This is a genomic window from Streptomyces sp. HUAS TT11, from assembly GCF_051553595.1.
Taxonomy (GTDB): domain Bacteria; phylum Actinomycetota; class Actinomycetes; order Streptomycetales; family Streptomycetaceae; genus Streptomyces.
In genome coordinates, this window is the sequence record NZ_CP196186.1 from 112643 (window position 1) to 126193 (window position 13551).

A 13551-nucleotide genomic window follows, 5' to 3' on the forward strand; every position below is an offset into this window, starting at 1 on the left:
CTCGGCTGTTTCTTGATCCAGGGGTCCTGCGACATGCCAGGACGACCGGTGCGACGACAAGGGGTCGGTCGTCGCGTCCGCCGGAGTTCAGGAGGTGCCACGCGCGGTGTTCGGTGAGGGCCACCAGGCCGCGTCGGAGATCGGGGTCGCCGGTGAGCCGGTGAGCCGGGTGACGACGTCGGTGACCGAGGAGATCTCGCCCTTCTCGATCGCTTGGTACCACGAGATCCAGGTCTCGATCTGTTCCCCGCTCATGCCCTGCCGCCATCGCCGCGCGAAGGCTTCCTCAAGGCTCTCCGGTTCGAAGCGGTAGGGCCGGCCGGTGGCCGCGGCAATCCGGGTGACCGCTTCGTGGAGGGTCAGGGCCTCGGGCCCGGTGATCTCCAGGGTCGCGCCGTCGTGCTCGGACCGGGGGCCCTCGTCGAGGCTGACGGCGGTGATCACGTCCGCGATGTCCTCGTGAGTGGTGAAGGCGGCCCGGCCGGTGCTCGCGGGGCCACTGACGACGAATTCCTCGTCGGCCAGGGCGGCCGGTGTCGATGCGTAAAAGCCCGCCCGGAGCACCGTGTGGCGGATACCGGCTCCGGCCAGGAACTGTTCGGTCAGCCACTGATCGCGGGCGTTCAGGTAGGTGGCGGTGGGCGAGGCGCCGACGAGGGACACATACAGGACCCGGTCCACACCGACCGCGATCGCGGCCTCGACCGCGGTGGCGTGTTCCTCCAGCCGGCGTCCCGTGCGATGTCCGGAGACCAGGATGAGCGTCGATGCACCCTCCAGCGCCTCACGCATCGCGGAAGCGTCGCCGTAGCCGGCGGGACCGCGCCGCTGAGCGCCCGGCAGGTCGGGCATCCGGTCAGGGCTGCGTCCGACGAGGAGTTGGGGGACGCCGTGGTCGGCGAGTCGAGCCGCGATCCGGCTGCCCAGTGCCCCGGTCACTCCGGTGACCGCCACCGTGAAATGCTTGTCAGACATGGATTTCCCTTGATCTGGGGCCGCTGTCGACCACGGCACCCGTGATTCCTGTCCTGTGGTCGCCGGCGCCGGGATCCCCGCCTTCGACGGCGCCTTCGACGCCACGGTCTTCGACATGGCCGAGCGCACCGCCTTTCCCGACGGCTCACCCTGAGCCGCCTGACTCGATGCTGACCTCCCACGATCACGGTCCATCGGCCAGCTGCCCGGCGGGCGGACGCATAGCCGTTCGCGGATCATGGTGGGATGCCGCAACCACTGTGGCGAACTCCCCCGCCCCGCGGGCTTGCCCCGCCGGGACACGCCCTTCGGGTGCCGGCCGGTGCTGCCCAGACGCGTGCCCCGCCCGCATCACGACCGGCTCTCCGCCCCGGCCCACAGTGCCCGACGCCCGCGCTGTGGAAGCGCTGCACCGAGACGGCGTAAATTTCCCGTATCAGCTGATAAACCAGAATCTTTGGCTGTATTCGGTTGCCGGTCGCCGACAAGCGCTTCGCCGGTCGCCGGTAGTAGCCCCGCGTGGATGCCACTGCCCCGCCCGTTTTCCGGTCGTCTCGCCGTACGGCAGGCGGCCCGAGGAGGACGTCATGCACCGCACCCCGCTGGCCCCTCACCGGGCCGGGACCGCCGCCCCGCCCGATCGTGCCGCCTTCATCACCCTGCTGCTCGCCGTGGTGGTGGTCGCGGGTGCGCGGCTGGTCCTGGCCGCCGCGGGCATGCAGGTCATGGGGATGGCCGAGTACTCCACGCTGATCCCGATCGTGGCCGCCGCTCTGCTGCCGCTGCGGGAGACCCTGACCGTGGGCCTGACCAACCTGGTCGTCGGCATCGTCGCCTACGGCATCCTGCTGCCGTCCATGTCCCACGCCAGCCGGATCACCGTCATCACCGCGCTGGTCGCCTCGATCCTGGTCAGCCTGGCCGTCTGCCGCACCCGTATCGCCGCGGAGGGGCGCCTGAAAGGCCTGATGATCGCCCGGGATCGGCTCACGCTGCTCAGCGAGGCCAGCACCCGGGTCGGCGGCACCCTGGACGTGGCCCGCACCGCGGAGGAGCTTGCCGAGGTCGCCGTGCGCCGCTTCGCGGACCATGCCGCGGTCGACCTCTTCGATCCCGTCCTCAAGGGCGAGGAGCCCGCCCCGGGGCCGCACGCGGGCCCGGTCACCCTGCGCCGCGCCGCCCGGCGGTCGGTGCCGGCCGCGCTCGCCGCAGCCGCACCGCCCGGCCACAGCGTCGTCACCTACTGCCAGGGTTCGGTGCCCGCCCTGAGCCTGCTGCGGGGCGTCCCCGTGCACGGACAGTTCACCGGCACCGCCGACGGCCAGGACTACTGGCCCGCCGATTTGGACGGCACCGACCCGCAGGCGCCGCACTCCGCGTTGGCGGTCCCGCTGCGCGCCCGCGGCGTGACCCTCGGTGCGGCCCTGTTCACCCGCTCCCGGCGCCGGGACCCCTTCGACGCCGCCGACGTGCTGCTCGCGCAGGAGATCGCGGCGCGCGCCGCGGTGTGCGTGGACAACGCCCGCCGCTACACCCACGAGCGCGCCACCTCGGTGGCACTGCAGCGCAGCCTGCTGCCCCAGGTGGTCCCGCCACAGCCGGCCGTGCAGGCGGTCGCCCGCTATCTGCCCGCCGATATCGGGGTGGGCGTGGGGGGCGACTGGTACGACGTGATCCCGCTGTCCGGGGCCCGGGCCGCCCTGGTCGTGGGCGACGTGGTCGGGCACGGCATCCGCGCCTCGGCGGCGATGGGGCGGCTGCGCGCCGCGGTGCGCACCCTCGCCGACATCGATCTGCCGCCCGACGAGCTGCTCACCCACCTCGACGACATCGTCATCCGGCTGCAGAGCGAGACCGCCCCCACCCCGGCGGGCGCGGACGAGGACGAGGCCGCCGATACGGATGTCGGCGAGTTCGTCGCGACCTGCCTGTACATGGTCTACGACCCGATCTCGCGGCGGTGCACCGCCGCCCGGGCCGGCCACCCCCCGCCGGTCGTGGTGCGCCCCGGCATGTGCGCCCGCTTCCTCGACGTCCCGGCCGGTCCCCCGCTGGGCGTGGGCGGCCTGCCCTTCGAGACCGCCGAGGTCCACCTGCCCGAGGGCAGCCTGCTCGCCCTGTACACCGACGGCCTCGTCGAATCCCCCCGCTTCTGTCTGGACGAACGCCTCGATTACCTGCTCGAAGTCCTGTCCGAGCCGAAGCCCACGTTGCAGGACACCTGCGACCACGTGCTGGACATGCTGGTCGTCGACCGCACCCGCGACGACATCGCCCTCGTCGTCGCCCGCACCCGGGCCCTGGACGACGGGCACACCGTCGCCTGGGAGCTGCTGGAGGACCTCGCCGAGGTCGCCCGCGCCCGCGACCTCGCCTCGCTGCAGTTGGCCCACTGGGGGCTGCCGGAGGCCGCGTTCCTCGCGGAACTCGTGGTCAGTGAACTGGTCACCAACGCCATCCGCTACGGCGGCAGCCCCGTGCAGCTGCGCCTGATCCGGCACGACACCCTGATCTGCGAAGTGTCCGACGGCGCCCACACCGCCCCTCACCTGCGCCGGGCCCGCACCTTCGACGAGGGCGGACGCGGACTGTTCATCGTGGCGCAGCTCGCCGAGCGCTGGGGCACCCGCCAGCAGCCGGAGGGGAAGACCATCTGGGCCGAACTCGCCCTCCCACCGGCCACCGTCCCCACCCCCGCACCCGCGCTCGCCACCCTGTAAACCGGGCCGAGCACCCTCACCCGCCGGGCGGGAGGTGAGGGCCGGACGGGCGCGGGCCGCCACCCTCACAAGGCGGAATGATGCGCCTTTTTCCATAGGTCGCCTATACCACCACTGTGGGTCATATCACCCCGCTATGCCCTATCTGTTGTTTCGTGTCGCGTATTTAACTGTCCGCGAATGCGTGGGGGGAAGCCGGGCGCATTCGGTGCGGCGGCACTGCCGCCACGCCCGCCCGACCGAGACGAAAGCCGTGCCTACGTGCCCAAGCTCTCCTTCCGGAAAACCCGCGGCCTGCACCGGGCCGACCGACCGACCTCCTGGACCTCCAGGCTGCCGCGCCTGTCCCTGCTCGCCTTCGTCGTCACCGGCTCGGCGGCCGCCTACGTCATCAGCGGCACCCTCCACCTGTACGGCATGGCCGCCATCGGGCTGCTCTCCGTGAAGCTGCTGCTGTCCCTGACCTACCGGCCCTACCAGGCCGGTAGGGCCGGCGCCCAGCAGGGCGCTTCCCCGGACCGGCTCGACCTGGTCGCGATCATCCCCACCTACAACGAGGACCCCAGCACCCTGCGGCGCAGCCTGCGCAGCATCCTGGCGCAGTCCCGCCCGGTGTCCCTGGTGCACGTGGTCGACGACGCGAGCGGCGACCTGTCCGCCGTCCGGGCCGCCGAGGAGATGGCCGAGCAGTTCGCCAGGGCCGGGATCGGCCTGCGCATCCACCGCCAGATAGAGAACAAGGGCAAGCGCGAAGCCCTCGCGGTCGGCTTCAGGGCCAGTCCCGACGCCGACGCCTACCTGTGCGTGGACAGCGACACCGTGCTGGACCCCCAGGCGGTCGCGGAACTGATCAAGCCGCTGTCCAACCAGCGCGTCAAGGCCGTCACCGGTCTCGTCCTCGCTCTCAACCAGCGCAAGAACCTGCTGACCCGGCTGATAGACCTGCGCTACGGCAACGCCTTCCTCTTCGAGCGCGCCGCCTATTCACGGCTCGGTTCGGTGCTGTGCTGCTGCGGCTCCCTGGTCGTCTACCGCGCGGACGTCGTCCACGCCAACCTGGACGACTTCCTCACCCAGAAGTTCCTGGGCCGCCCGGCCGTCTTCGGTGACGACCGCCGCCTGACGAACTACAGCCTGATGCGCGGGCAGGTCCTCTTCCAGTCCACCGCCGTCGCCTACACCGCCGTCCCCGAACGCCTCGGGCACTTCCTGCGCCAGCAGGTGCGGTGGAACAAGTCCTTCTTCCGCGAGTCCCAGTGGGCGCTGCGCAACCTGCCGCGCCTGCGCCCCGGCTGGTACCTGACGTTCCTGGAGGTCGCGACCTGGCTGGTGTTCACCGGCGCCGCGCTCACCTCACTGGCCGTCAAGCCCGCCACCGACCCCGGCAACATCCCCGCGCACCTGGCCGGCTACCTCGTCTTCACCGCGGTCATGGGATACGCGCGCAGCGTGCGCTACCTCGACGTGCCCCGGCCGGGCGTCACCTTCGTCGGCCGGCTGGGGATCTACTCCCTGGCCCCCCTGTACGGGCTGCTGCACCTGGTGCTGCTGCTGCCGATCCGCATCTACGCCATGCTCACCATGACCCGCGGCAAGTGGGGCACCCGCGAGACCGGTGTGGAAGTCGCGGACGACGCCGCCGCCACCGCCGGCCTCTACCGGGCCCTGCAGGACGCCTCCGCCCCGCAGCCGGCCCCGGTGCTCTCCTCGTTCCCACACCAGGCGGCCCTGGACACCCGGGCATCCGCCCCCTACGTGAGCGACTCCTCGGCCACCACGATCAGCGGCTGAGCGGTCGGCTTCGGAAATCCTCCGAGGGTGGCATCGGGGCCCGATTCCCCATCAGTCGGTTGGTGGTCCGGGGCGGCGAAGTGGGGTGGGCGAGCGCAGTCGAAGGAGTCCTCGGGGTGCCGACGAACCCGTCGGCACCCGCCCTTCCCGGGATGTCCGCGTGGAGGCGGCCGGTGGGCCCGACCGGGCTTCCGGGGCTTGACCTGATCACGTCGGTTTGTCGGAATATCGGCGGCATGGGCCCTGTTGTTCGCCACTGTTGATCAACAAGGAGGAGCCCCCATGCCTGAGATCCTTCGGCCCCGTGCCCTGAGTTCCGGCGACCTCGTGGTCGTTGCCGCGCCCTCGGGCCAGCTTGCGCCGGGTGAGGAACCACTGCTCGCTCGCGGTGTGGCGATACTCGAGCGGATGGGTTTCCGCGTGCGGGTCAGCCCGATGGTCGACCCGGCGCGCCAGCGCTGGTGGGCGTCGGGCACCCCGGCGGAGCAGGCCGAGGAACTCAATGGTTTGCTCCGGGACCCGGAGGTGCGGGCCGTCGTCGCGCATACCGGTGGACAGGCGACCATCGGCTATCTCGATCTGATCGATCTGGACGCGATCCGGGCCGACCCGAAACCGATCATCGGCTACAGCGACATCTCGCTGCTGCACATGGCGTTGCACGCCAAGACCGGCCTCGTCGGCTTCCACGCCGACATCGCCACCCACGGTTTCGGCAGCGATTGGTACACGCTGGGCGACGCCGCCCGTCGCTCCGAGCTCGTCGACCTCTACACCCGTGTGCTCACCAAGGCCGAGGCGCCCGGCGTGCTGCCGGCGGGAGGGGCTTGGGAAACCTGGCGGCCGGGCCGCGCCCAGGGGCCGCTGTTCGGCGGTTTGCTGAACCGCCTGGTCCTGCTGCAGGCGACACCGTTCGCACCGGCCGCCGAACGGTTCGAGGGCGCCGTGCTGTTCTGGGAGGAACTGCAGCGGCCGGTCTCGCGGATCTGGATGGACCTGCACACCTTGCGGCTGTCCGGTGTGCTGGACCGGATCGCGGGCATGGTGGTCGGCATCCCGACCGAGGTCACCCCCCACGATGACGGCGCAGACCCGGCAGGTCTACGCGACGTGGTGCTCGATGTCCTGGGGCAGCGCGACATCCCGGTCCTCGCCCAGGTCGACTTCGGCCACACCTCGCCGAACCTGCCGCTGCCTATCGGCGTCCGCGCAGACGTGGACGCGGACAACCGGACGCTGTCCCTGCTGGAGTCGGCGGTCGCGGAAAGCTGAGTTCTGCCGGGCAACGTGGTCGCGGCACCCGTGGTGGCAAGCAAGCCGCGGCCAGTACCCGCGGCGACCGGCACGGGTGTCGAAGTGGGGCCCGGCGTGCGGCTGTTCGCCACCCCCGGGCACACCCCGGGACAGGTCGCCGTCGAACTCTCCGGCACCGACCGGTCCGCCGTCATCACCGGCGACTGCCTCCACCACCCGGTCCAGGTCGCCCACCCCTACATCACCAGCAGCGTGGACACCGACGCCGACCATGCCGTACGCAGCCGCCGCGCCCTGCTGGCCGCGCTGTGCGGCACCGGCGTCCTCGTCCTGGGCACCCACTTCCCGACGCCGACCGTCGGCACCGTCGTGTCCGAGGGCGGCACCTACCGCCTCGTGCCCGCCCCCGGCCACACCACCTGACTTGCCAGGACACGTCACCGACGCCGCCGGGCAAGTGGCGGGATCCGTGAAGCCGCCCACCAAACAAGAAGGCGTACCGCTTCGGCGTACGCCGGCCTCCATGCGCTCACCCCGTGCGGCGGGGCGGGCCAACCAGGCCCCTGGAGCCGACTCGGTGCCGGAGAACGGGTGATGACGGTGTCCACCAGGTGCGGGTGCCGTCACCCCACGACGGGCGTATTGTCCGTTTATGGGTGACGTGCAGTGTGCCTGGTGCGGTGTATCGCTGCCCGGGGTGGCACGGCCCGGGCGCCGGTACTGCGGGCCGGCGCACCGGCAGGCGGCCTGGCGGGCGCGGCGCCGGTGGCAGAGCGGCGCACAGGCCCGGGAGGCGATGGCCGCGGCGGGTGCGGATCTGCTGCTGCAGGTGCAGCTCGCGGCGGAGCGGGCGGGCCAGGACGATCCGGCGGGCTGCTGCAGTGCCGCGGTGGCCCGGGTCCCGGAGCTGTCGGAGCAGTTGGTGCGGCTGGCCGTGGCGGCGGACCGGCGGGCCGGGGCGAGCTGGGCCCAGATCGGAGCGCATCTGGGCCTCAGTGCCGAGGCGGCCCGGGGACGTTTCGCGCGCCGGGCCCGCCCGTCCCCCTGGGTGCGGCAGGGGGGTGAGCGCGGTGCGCCGGCATGAGCAGGGGCGTGTGACGGCGCCGGGGCGGCTGGCCGGGCTGTTCCGCCGTCTGGTGCAGGACACCGACACGGCGGTCGGCATGCTGTATGTGCTGTCGCCGCAGGACCAACTCATGCATCTGGCGATCCTGTCCGGGCTTCCCCGCGGGCTTGCCGCTCCGTGGGTGCGGATGGAGGTGAGCGATGCGGTGCCGGTGGCCGAGGCCATACGCGAGCGGCGCCTCATCTGGCTGAGCAGCCCCAAGGAGATGGCCCGGCGCTATCCGCGGATCGGTCTCATCGCCCCCTACGAGGTCCTGGTGGTGGCCGCGCCACTGGAGTGGGACGACGCGGTGCACGGCGGGGTCTGCCTGCTGTGGCCGGCATGGCATCCCCCGCAGCTGAGCGACCGCGAGACAAAGGCGCTGGAGGTGTTTCGCCGGCGGGCGGGACACCTGCTGGGACAGGCCGCCGGGCGCGGCCGTCCACTGCTGCCCCAACCTGAGCCCCTGGTGCTGTCCGCGCGACGTCCCCGCCAGCCGGGCCGGGCCGAGGCCCTGGCCGCCTACGACTTCGCCGAGCGGCTGCCCGTGGGCTGCTGCTCCCTGGACCTGGAGGGAAGGGTCACTTTCCTCAACACCACCGCGGCCGAACTCCTCGGTGTCGGCGCCGCCGATCTGCTGGGCTCGCGCCCCTGGGAGCGGCTGCTGTGGCTGGAGGATCCCGCCCTGGAGGACCAGTACCGGGCGGCGGTGATGAGCAAGCAGTCCACCGCCTTCACCGTGCTCAAACCCCCGGACCAGTGGCTGTCGTTCCAGCTGTGCCCCGCGGCCGACGGCATCAGCGTCAACATCACCCCGCTCCCGCGCGAACAGGCCGCTGCCGAGGCCGAACCGTGCCGCACCGCTCCGGCAGGCCCGCTCGGGGCGTCGGCGCTGTATCACCTCATGTATCTGGCGGCGACGTTGACCCAGGCGGTGAGCGTCCAGGACGTGGTCGACCAGGTCGCCGACCAGCTCATCCCCGCTTTCGAAGCCCAAGGGCTCGTCCTCATGTCGGCCGGGGACGGACGGCTGTGCATCCTCGGCTCACGCGGCTACGACACCGCGTTCCTGGAACGCTTCGAGGGCGATCCCCTGGCCTCCGCCACCCCACCCGCACAGGCCATCCGCACCCAGTCCCCTGCCTTCTTCACCAGCTTCACCGACTTCCAGCGCGCCTACCCCGAGGCACCCCGCTACAAGGACCGCGACGCCTGGGCGTTTTTGCCGCTGATCACCTCCGGTCGCGCCGTCGGTCTTCTCGTCCTGTCCTACGACCGGCCCCGCCCCTTCCCCGTCGCGGAGCGCACCGTGCTCGCCTCCCTGGCCGGACTGATCGCCCAAGCCCTGGACCGGGCCCGCCTCTACGACGCCCAGCACCACCTCGCCCGCACCCTGCAGACCGGCCTGCTGCCGCAGGAACTGCCCGACATCCCCGGCCTCAAGGTCGCCGCCCGCTACCTGCCTGCCGGGCACGGCATGGACATCGGCGGCGACTTCTACGAACTCATCCGCTGCACCCCCACCACCGCGGCCGCCGTCATCGGCGACGTCCAGGGCCACAACGTGCAGGCCGCCGCCCTCATGGGCCAGGTCCGCACCGCCGTCCACGCCCACGCCGCCACCGGCATCTCCCCCAGCGACGTCCTGGCCCGCACCAACCGCCTGCTGACCGACCTCAATCCGGGGCTGTTCACCAGCTGCCTCTACGCCCACATCGACCTGGACCGCCGCCGGGCCCGCCTGGCCACCGCCGGACACCCCCCACCCTTGATCCGGCATCCCGACGGCCGCACCGAAACCCTCCCCATGGCCCCCGGCCTCCTGCTGGGCATCACCCCGGACACCGACTACCCCACCACCACCGTCCCCCTTCCCCCCGGCACCCTCCTCGTCCTCTACACCGACGGCCTGGTCGAAAACCCCGGCGCCGACATCGACGACACCACCACCGACCTCGCACACCACCTCACCCGAGCCGGCCACCACGACGTCGACACACTCGCCGACACACTCCTCGAGCACGGCACCCACGCCGTCCCCTGCACCGACGACATCGCCCTCCTGCTCATCCAGACCTAAAGGGCAGCAAACGGTTCGGCGCGGGCGTGTATCGAAAGTTGATCTTCGATGTGAGCAAAGTCCGTTGCGGGGGGCGCCCGGCGGACGCCTTTCCCACACTGGTGACGTACCGGCGACGGGGGGCACCGACATGGCGACGTGCACAGAACCGGCGCAGGCACCGCTACCGGAGCGGCGGCCGGAGCTGGGCGCGATCCGGATGCCGGTCGTGATCGGGCTGGTCTTGTTCCACTCGGCGCTCGTATGTTCCCGGGCCGCGAGTTCGGCCGACACCGCGCGGGTGCCGTGGGCTGGTCGCCAGGCTATTCACCGGCCTGGGCACGGATGGGGATCTTGATGATGTCAGGGCGTAACGGGAAGGCTAGTGGGGTGCCGCGAGTACGTCCCGGAGTACGTTCTCGAGCGTGACGCTGGCCAGCTCGTCCCTCAGGGTCCTCTCGATGCCCTCGTAGATGCCCTGCATCGCCGGCTGGATGCCGTAACCCACCACGCATCCCTGGTCCGGGGTGGTGCGGTGCATCGCGAACAGCGGGCCGGGTTCCACTGCCTCGTACACGTCGAGCAGGGTCATCGACCCCAGCTCGCGCGCCAGCGACCAGCCCGCGCCCACGCCCCGCCGGGACTCCACGAGCCCGGCCCTGCGCAGCTCGCCGAGCAGCCGCCTGATCACCACAGGATTGGTGTTCGCGCTGGACGCGATCTGCTCGGAGGTGGCGACCTCATGGCCCTGGCGCTGGTAGAGACCGATCCAGGCCAGCGCATGGGCGGCAATGGTCAACCTGCTGTTGGCACTCATGCACCCCTCCTCTCGGTCGCAACGCTCCATGTTACGACAGCTCAGTCGTAACAGCGAAGGTTGCAACATCCTGTCGTAACAATTAACGTTTCGACTATCGGGGAGAGTCAATCAACGAGGTGAGAAGAATGAGCAAGCCACTCACGGGCAAGGTCGCCCTGGTCACCGGGGGGTCGCGCGGACTGGGAGCCGCGACCGTACGACTGCTGGCCGAGCAGGGCGCCGACGTCGCCTTCACCTATGTCAGCTCCGAGAAGCAGGCGCAGGCTGTCGTCGACGAGGTGCACGGCAAGGGAGCGAAGGCCGTCGCCTTCAAGTCCGACCAGGCGGACACGAGTGGGGCGCCGGCGCTGATCGACGACGTGGTCGCGCACTTCGGCGGCCTGGACATCCTCGTCAACAACGCGGCGATCTCCGTGGCTGGCACGGTGGACGACCCGGACGCCGATACCGCCGCACTGGATCGGATGCACGCCACCAACTACCTCGGCGTGATCGCCGTCATCCGGGCCGCCTCCCGAGTGCTGCGCTCGGGCGGCCGCATCATCACGGTGAGTTCGGGACTGGGCTCCCGGGTCGGTGTCCCGGGAGTTGCCGACTACTCGGCGACCAAGTCAGGGATCGAGAGGTACACCATGGGGGTCGCACGGGACCTCGGGCCCCGGAACATCACGGCCAACGTCGTGGAGGCCGGACTGATGGAGGACGGCATGGAAGCGCCGGACCCCGAGACCCTCAAGGCCCTGGTCAGCTCGCTGTCGCTGCAACGCATGGGTCACCCCGAAGAAATCGCTGCGGCGATCGCCTTTCTGGCGAGCCCCGCCGCGTCGTACGTCACCGGCGCCGTGCTGGACGCCCACGGCGGTTACAACGCCTGAACCGGAACCCCTGCCGCACGCCCCGAGGGACATCGCGCCTTGGGAGCGCGCATCGCCAACGACCCGCGCGTGCGCGGACGGCTCCACGTGCGCGAAAGAGGGGGCGCGACCGGTCCTCCGCCAGTCGACCGGCGGAGGACAGGCAGCAAGCACCACCATCGGGCAGTCCAAAGGCCGATGACTGCGCCGTTTTCCAACGGCAGCCGTCTGCCCCTGCCTTCGGCAGTCACTGCGTGCGGGGGTCCGTGATCGGTGTCAGCGGGTTTTGATGTCGCCCGTGCGCCGGTCGGGCCCAGCGGGCAGGGTCCAGTCGGATCTCCCGGCCCTGCCACCGTCGGCGCAGCCAGCGGTCGTGGCTGGCGAGGACGATGGCGCCTGGTCCGGTGCCGAGCGCCTCCTGCAGTTCGTCACACAGGCGCGGCGAGAGGTGGTTCGTGGGCTCGTCGAGCAGCAGCAGGTGGGGCGGGCGGGCCACCAGGAGGGCCAGCGCCAGCCGGCGGCGCTGCCCCACCGACAGCTCCCCGACCTCTCTGTCCAGGTCGGCCCCGTGCATCAGGCCCAGTGAGCCCAGTGGCACTTTCGCCGCCCGTGCCGGACCCACTGCTGCTTCATAGGTGTCGCGGACGGTGCGTGCGGGCCGGTCGAAGACGGTGTCCTGGGTGAGCAGCCCCACCGTCACGTGGCGCCGCCTGCGCATCTCGCCCTGGGCGGGGAGCCGTCCGGCGAGGACGGCGAGCAGCGTCGACTTGCCGGCCCCGTTGTCGCCGGTGACCAGCAGCCGGTCGGTCGCCGCCACTTCCAGGCCGTCCAGTGTCAGCCGGCCCGGCACCCGTATGTCCCGCAGGACCACCAGCGGCCGTGTGCTGTCCTCGGCTCGCCTGGCCAGGTCCCCGGCGGTGAATCGCAAGGGGGGCGGGGGCTCGGTGACCTGGGTGCGCTGCAGTTCCTCCAGCCGTCGGGTGGCGTTGCGCACCCGGCGGGAGATGGAGTTCTGCACCCGGCCGGCCCGGTGGCCGTAGCCCATTTTCTCGTTGTCCACACGGCCCCGGTCCGGGGCGACGCGGTGCGCGGTCACGGCCGCCGACTGGCGCAGTTCTTCCAGTTCCTCCTGCTCCTGGGCGTACCGCCGCTCCCAGCGCCGGCGCTCTGCGTGCTTGGTGGACAGGTAGGCGCTGTAGTTGCCGCCGTAGCGGACGGGTCCGTCCGGTGCCGGGTCGAGGTCGATCAGGTCGGTGCTGACGGCGTCGAGGAACGCCCGGTCGTGGCTGGCGAATACAACGGTGCCGGGCAGGGACCGGATGTGTTCCTCGAGGAAGGCGGCGGCGGTGTCGTCGAGGTGGTTGGTCGGCTCGTCCAGGAGCAGCGCGGGGGGCCGCCGGACCAGCAGCGCGGCCAGGGCGAGTCGGCCGCGCTGCCCGCCGGAGAGCGAGCGAAGGCTCCGGTCGTGGCTCAGGGCGCCCAGGCCGAGGCCGTCCAGGACCAGTGCGGCGCGGCGGTCGGCGTCCCAGGACTGCCGGTCCTGGGCCCCTTCCAGACGTCTGCCGTAGGTGTCGAGGAGTTCCTGGTGGCCGGGGTGGTCCTCGGGGACGCGGGCCAACTCCTCACCGAGCCGGTCCAGTTCGGCGAGGTCCTCACGGGCCTCGCGCAACGCCTCCTCCAGTACGGCGGCAAGCGTCGAGTCCGCGTCGAACGGCATCTCCTGGTGGAGGAAGCCGAGGTCTCGGGGGCGGGTGACGCTGCCCGCGTCGGGTTCGTCGACGCCGGCGAGCAGCCGCAGCAGGGTGGACTTGCCGACGCCGTTCTCCCCGATCAGGCCGATGCGGTGGCCGGGTGAGGCGGTGAGGCAGACGCCGTCGAGGACGCGGCGCCCGCCCAGAGTGCGGACGAGGTCATGGGCGAGCAGAGCGGGTCGGGGCACGGGATACCGTCCTGGCGTGATCGGTGGTCGGCCC

The 13551-nt window shown here is 71.5% G+C and carries 10 protein-coding genes and 1 pseudogene; 8 read left to right on the top strand and 3 right to left on the bottom strand.

The genetic code is table 11. The features are described from left to right. Nucleotides 1-87: 87 nt before the first annotated feature. Nucleotides 88-975, bottom strand: coding sequence for an NAD(P)H-binding protein (locus tag ACSHXN_RS46465; protein WP_356114636.1), 888 nt, complete (start codon nt 973-975; stop codon nt 88-90). A gap of 46 nt (nt 976-1021) precedes the next feature. Between ACSHXN_RS46465 and ACSHXN_RS46470 the strand changes: the two are divergent. From ACSHXN_RS46470 to ACSHXN_RS46500, 7 genes and pseudogenes are all read left to right on the top strand, one after another. Continuing rightward, nucleotides 1022-1129 (top strand): annotated as a pseudogene (locus ACSHXN_RS46470) (dihydrofolate reductase family protein); the annotation flags it as partial. Nucleotides 1130-1562: 433 nt separating this feature from the next. Beyond that, entirely contained in the window at nt 1563-3695 is a 2133-nt protein-coding gene (locus ACSHXN_RS46475) for an ATP-binding SpoIIE family protein phosphatase (protein ID WP_438306989.1), read from the top strand. Between the two features lie 261 nt (nt 3696-3956). Further along, nucleotides 3957-5486 (top strand): glycosyltransferase, encoded by a 1530-nt coding sequence (locus tag ACSHXN_RS46480; RefSeq protein WP_438306990.1) that lies wholly within the window; start codon nt 3957-3959, stop codon nt 5484-5486. 282 nt (nt 5487-5768) lie between these two features. Continuing rightward, on the top strand, nt 5769-6758 hold the full coding sequence (locus ACSHXN_RS46485) for a S66 peptidase family protein (protein ID WP_355141053.1): 990 nt from the start codon (nt 5769-5771) through the stop codon (nt 6756-6758). A 30-nt stretch (nt 6759-6788) separates the two neighbouring features. Next, nucleotides 6789-7163 carry a hypothetical protein gene (locus ACSHXN_RS46490; RefSeq protein ID WP_438306991.1) on the top strand — a complete coding sequence of 125 codons (375 nt, stop codon included), beginning with the start codon at nt 6789-6791 and terminating at the stop codon, nt 7161-7163. A 229-nt stretch (nt 7164-7392) separates the two neighbouring features. Next, entirely contained in the window at nt 7393-7824 is a 432-nt protein-coding gene (locus ACSHXN_RS46495) for a hypothetical protein (protein WP_355141057.1), read from the top strand. Continuing rightward, nucleotides 7811-9925, top strand: a complete 2115-nt coding sequence (locus ACSHXN_RS46500) for a SpoIIE family protein phosphatase (RefSeq protein ID WP_438306404.1) — start codon at nt 7811-7813, stop codon at nt 9923-9925. The genes ACSHXN_RS46495 and ACSHXN_RS46500 overlap by 14 nt, the downstream gene beginning before the upstream one ends. A gap of 361 nt (nt 9926-10286) precedes the next feature. Here ACSHXN_RS46500 and ACSHXN_RS46505 read toward each other — a convergent pair whose 3' ends face one another. Beyond that, a complete protein-coding gene (locus ACSHXN_RS46505; RefSeq protein WP_383359723.1) occupies nt 10287-10721 on the bottom strand; it encodes an Rrf2 family transcriptional regulator in 435 nt (144 codons plus the stop codon). Between the two features lie 128 nt (nt 10722-10849). Between ACSHXN_RS46505 and ACSHXN_RS46510 the strand changes: the two genes are divergently transcribed. Next, nucleotides 10850-11599 (top strand): SDR family NAD(P)-dependent oxidoreductase, encoded by a 750-nt coding sequence (locus ACSHXN_RS46510; protein ID WP_355141063.1) that lies wholly within the window; start codon nt 10850-10852, stop codon nt 11597-11599. 226 nt (nt 11600-11825) lie between these two features. Here the strand turns inward: ACSHXN_RS46510 and ACSHXN_RS46515 are convergent, their stop codons facing one another. Continuing rightward, entirely contained in the window at nt 11826-13517 is a 1692-nt protein-coding gene (locus ACSHXN_RS46515) for an ABC-F family ATP-binding cassette domain-containing protein (RefSeq protein WP_438306403.1), read from the bottom strand. Nucleotides 13518-13551 lie beyond the last annotated feature (34 nt).

What these genes read in the sequence shown, in the direction of transcription:
- ACSHXN_RS46485 (WP_355141053.1), top strand. Translation starts at nt 5,769, where the DNA reads ATGCCTGAGATCCTTCGGCCCCGTGCCCTGAGTTCCGGCGACCTCGTG.
- ACSHXN_RS46475 (WP_438306989.1), top strand. Translation starts at nt 1,563, where the DNA reads ATGCACCGCACCCCGCTGGCCCCTCACCGGGCCGGGACCGCCGCCCCG.
- ACSHXN_RS46495 (WP_355141057.1), top strand. Translation starts at nt 7,393, where the DNA reads ATGGGTGACGTGCAGTGTGCCTGGTGCGGTGTATCGCTGCCCGGGGTG.
- ACSHXN_RS46505 (WP_383359723.1), bottom strand. Translation starts at nt 10,721, where the DNA reads ATGAGTGCCAACAGCAGGTTGACCATTGCCGCCCATGCGCTGGCCTGG.
- ACSHXN_RS46465 (WP_356114636.1), bottom strand. Translation starts at nt 975, where the DNA reads ATGTCTGACAAGCATTTCACGGTGGCGGTCACCGGAGTGACCGGGGCA.
- ACSHXN_RS46510 (WP_355141063.1), top strand. Translation starts at nt 10,850, where the DNA reads ATGAGCAAGCCACTCACGGGCAAGGTCGCCCTGGTCACCGGGGGGTCG.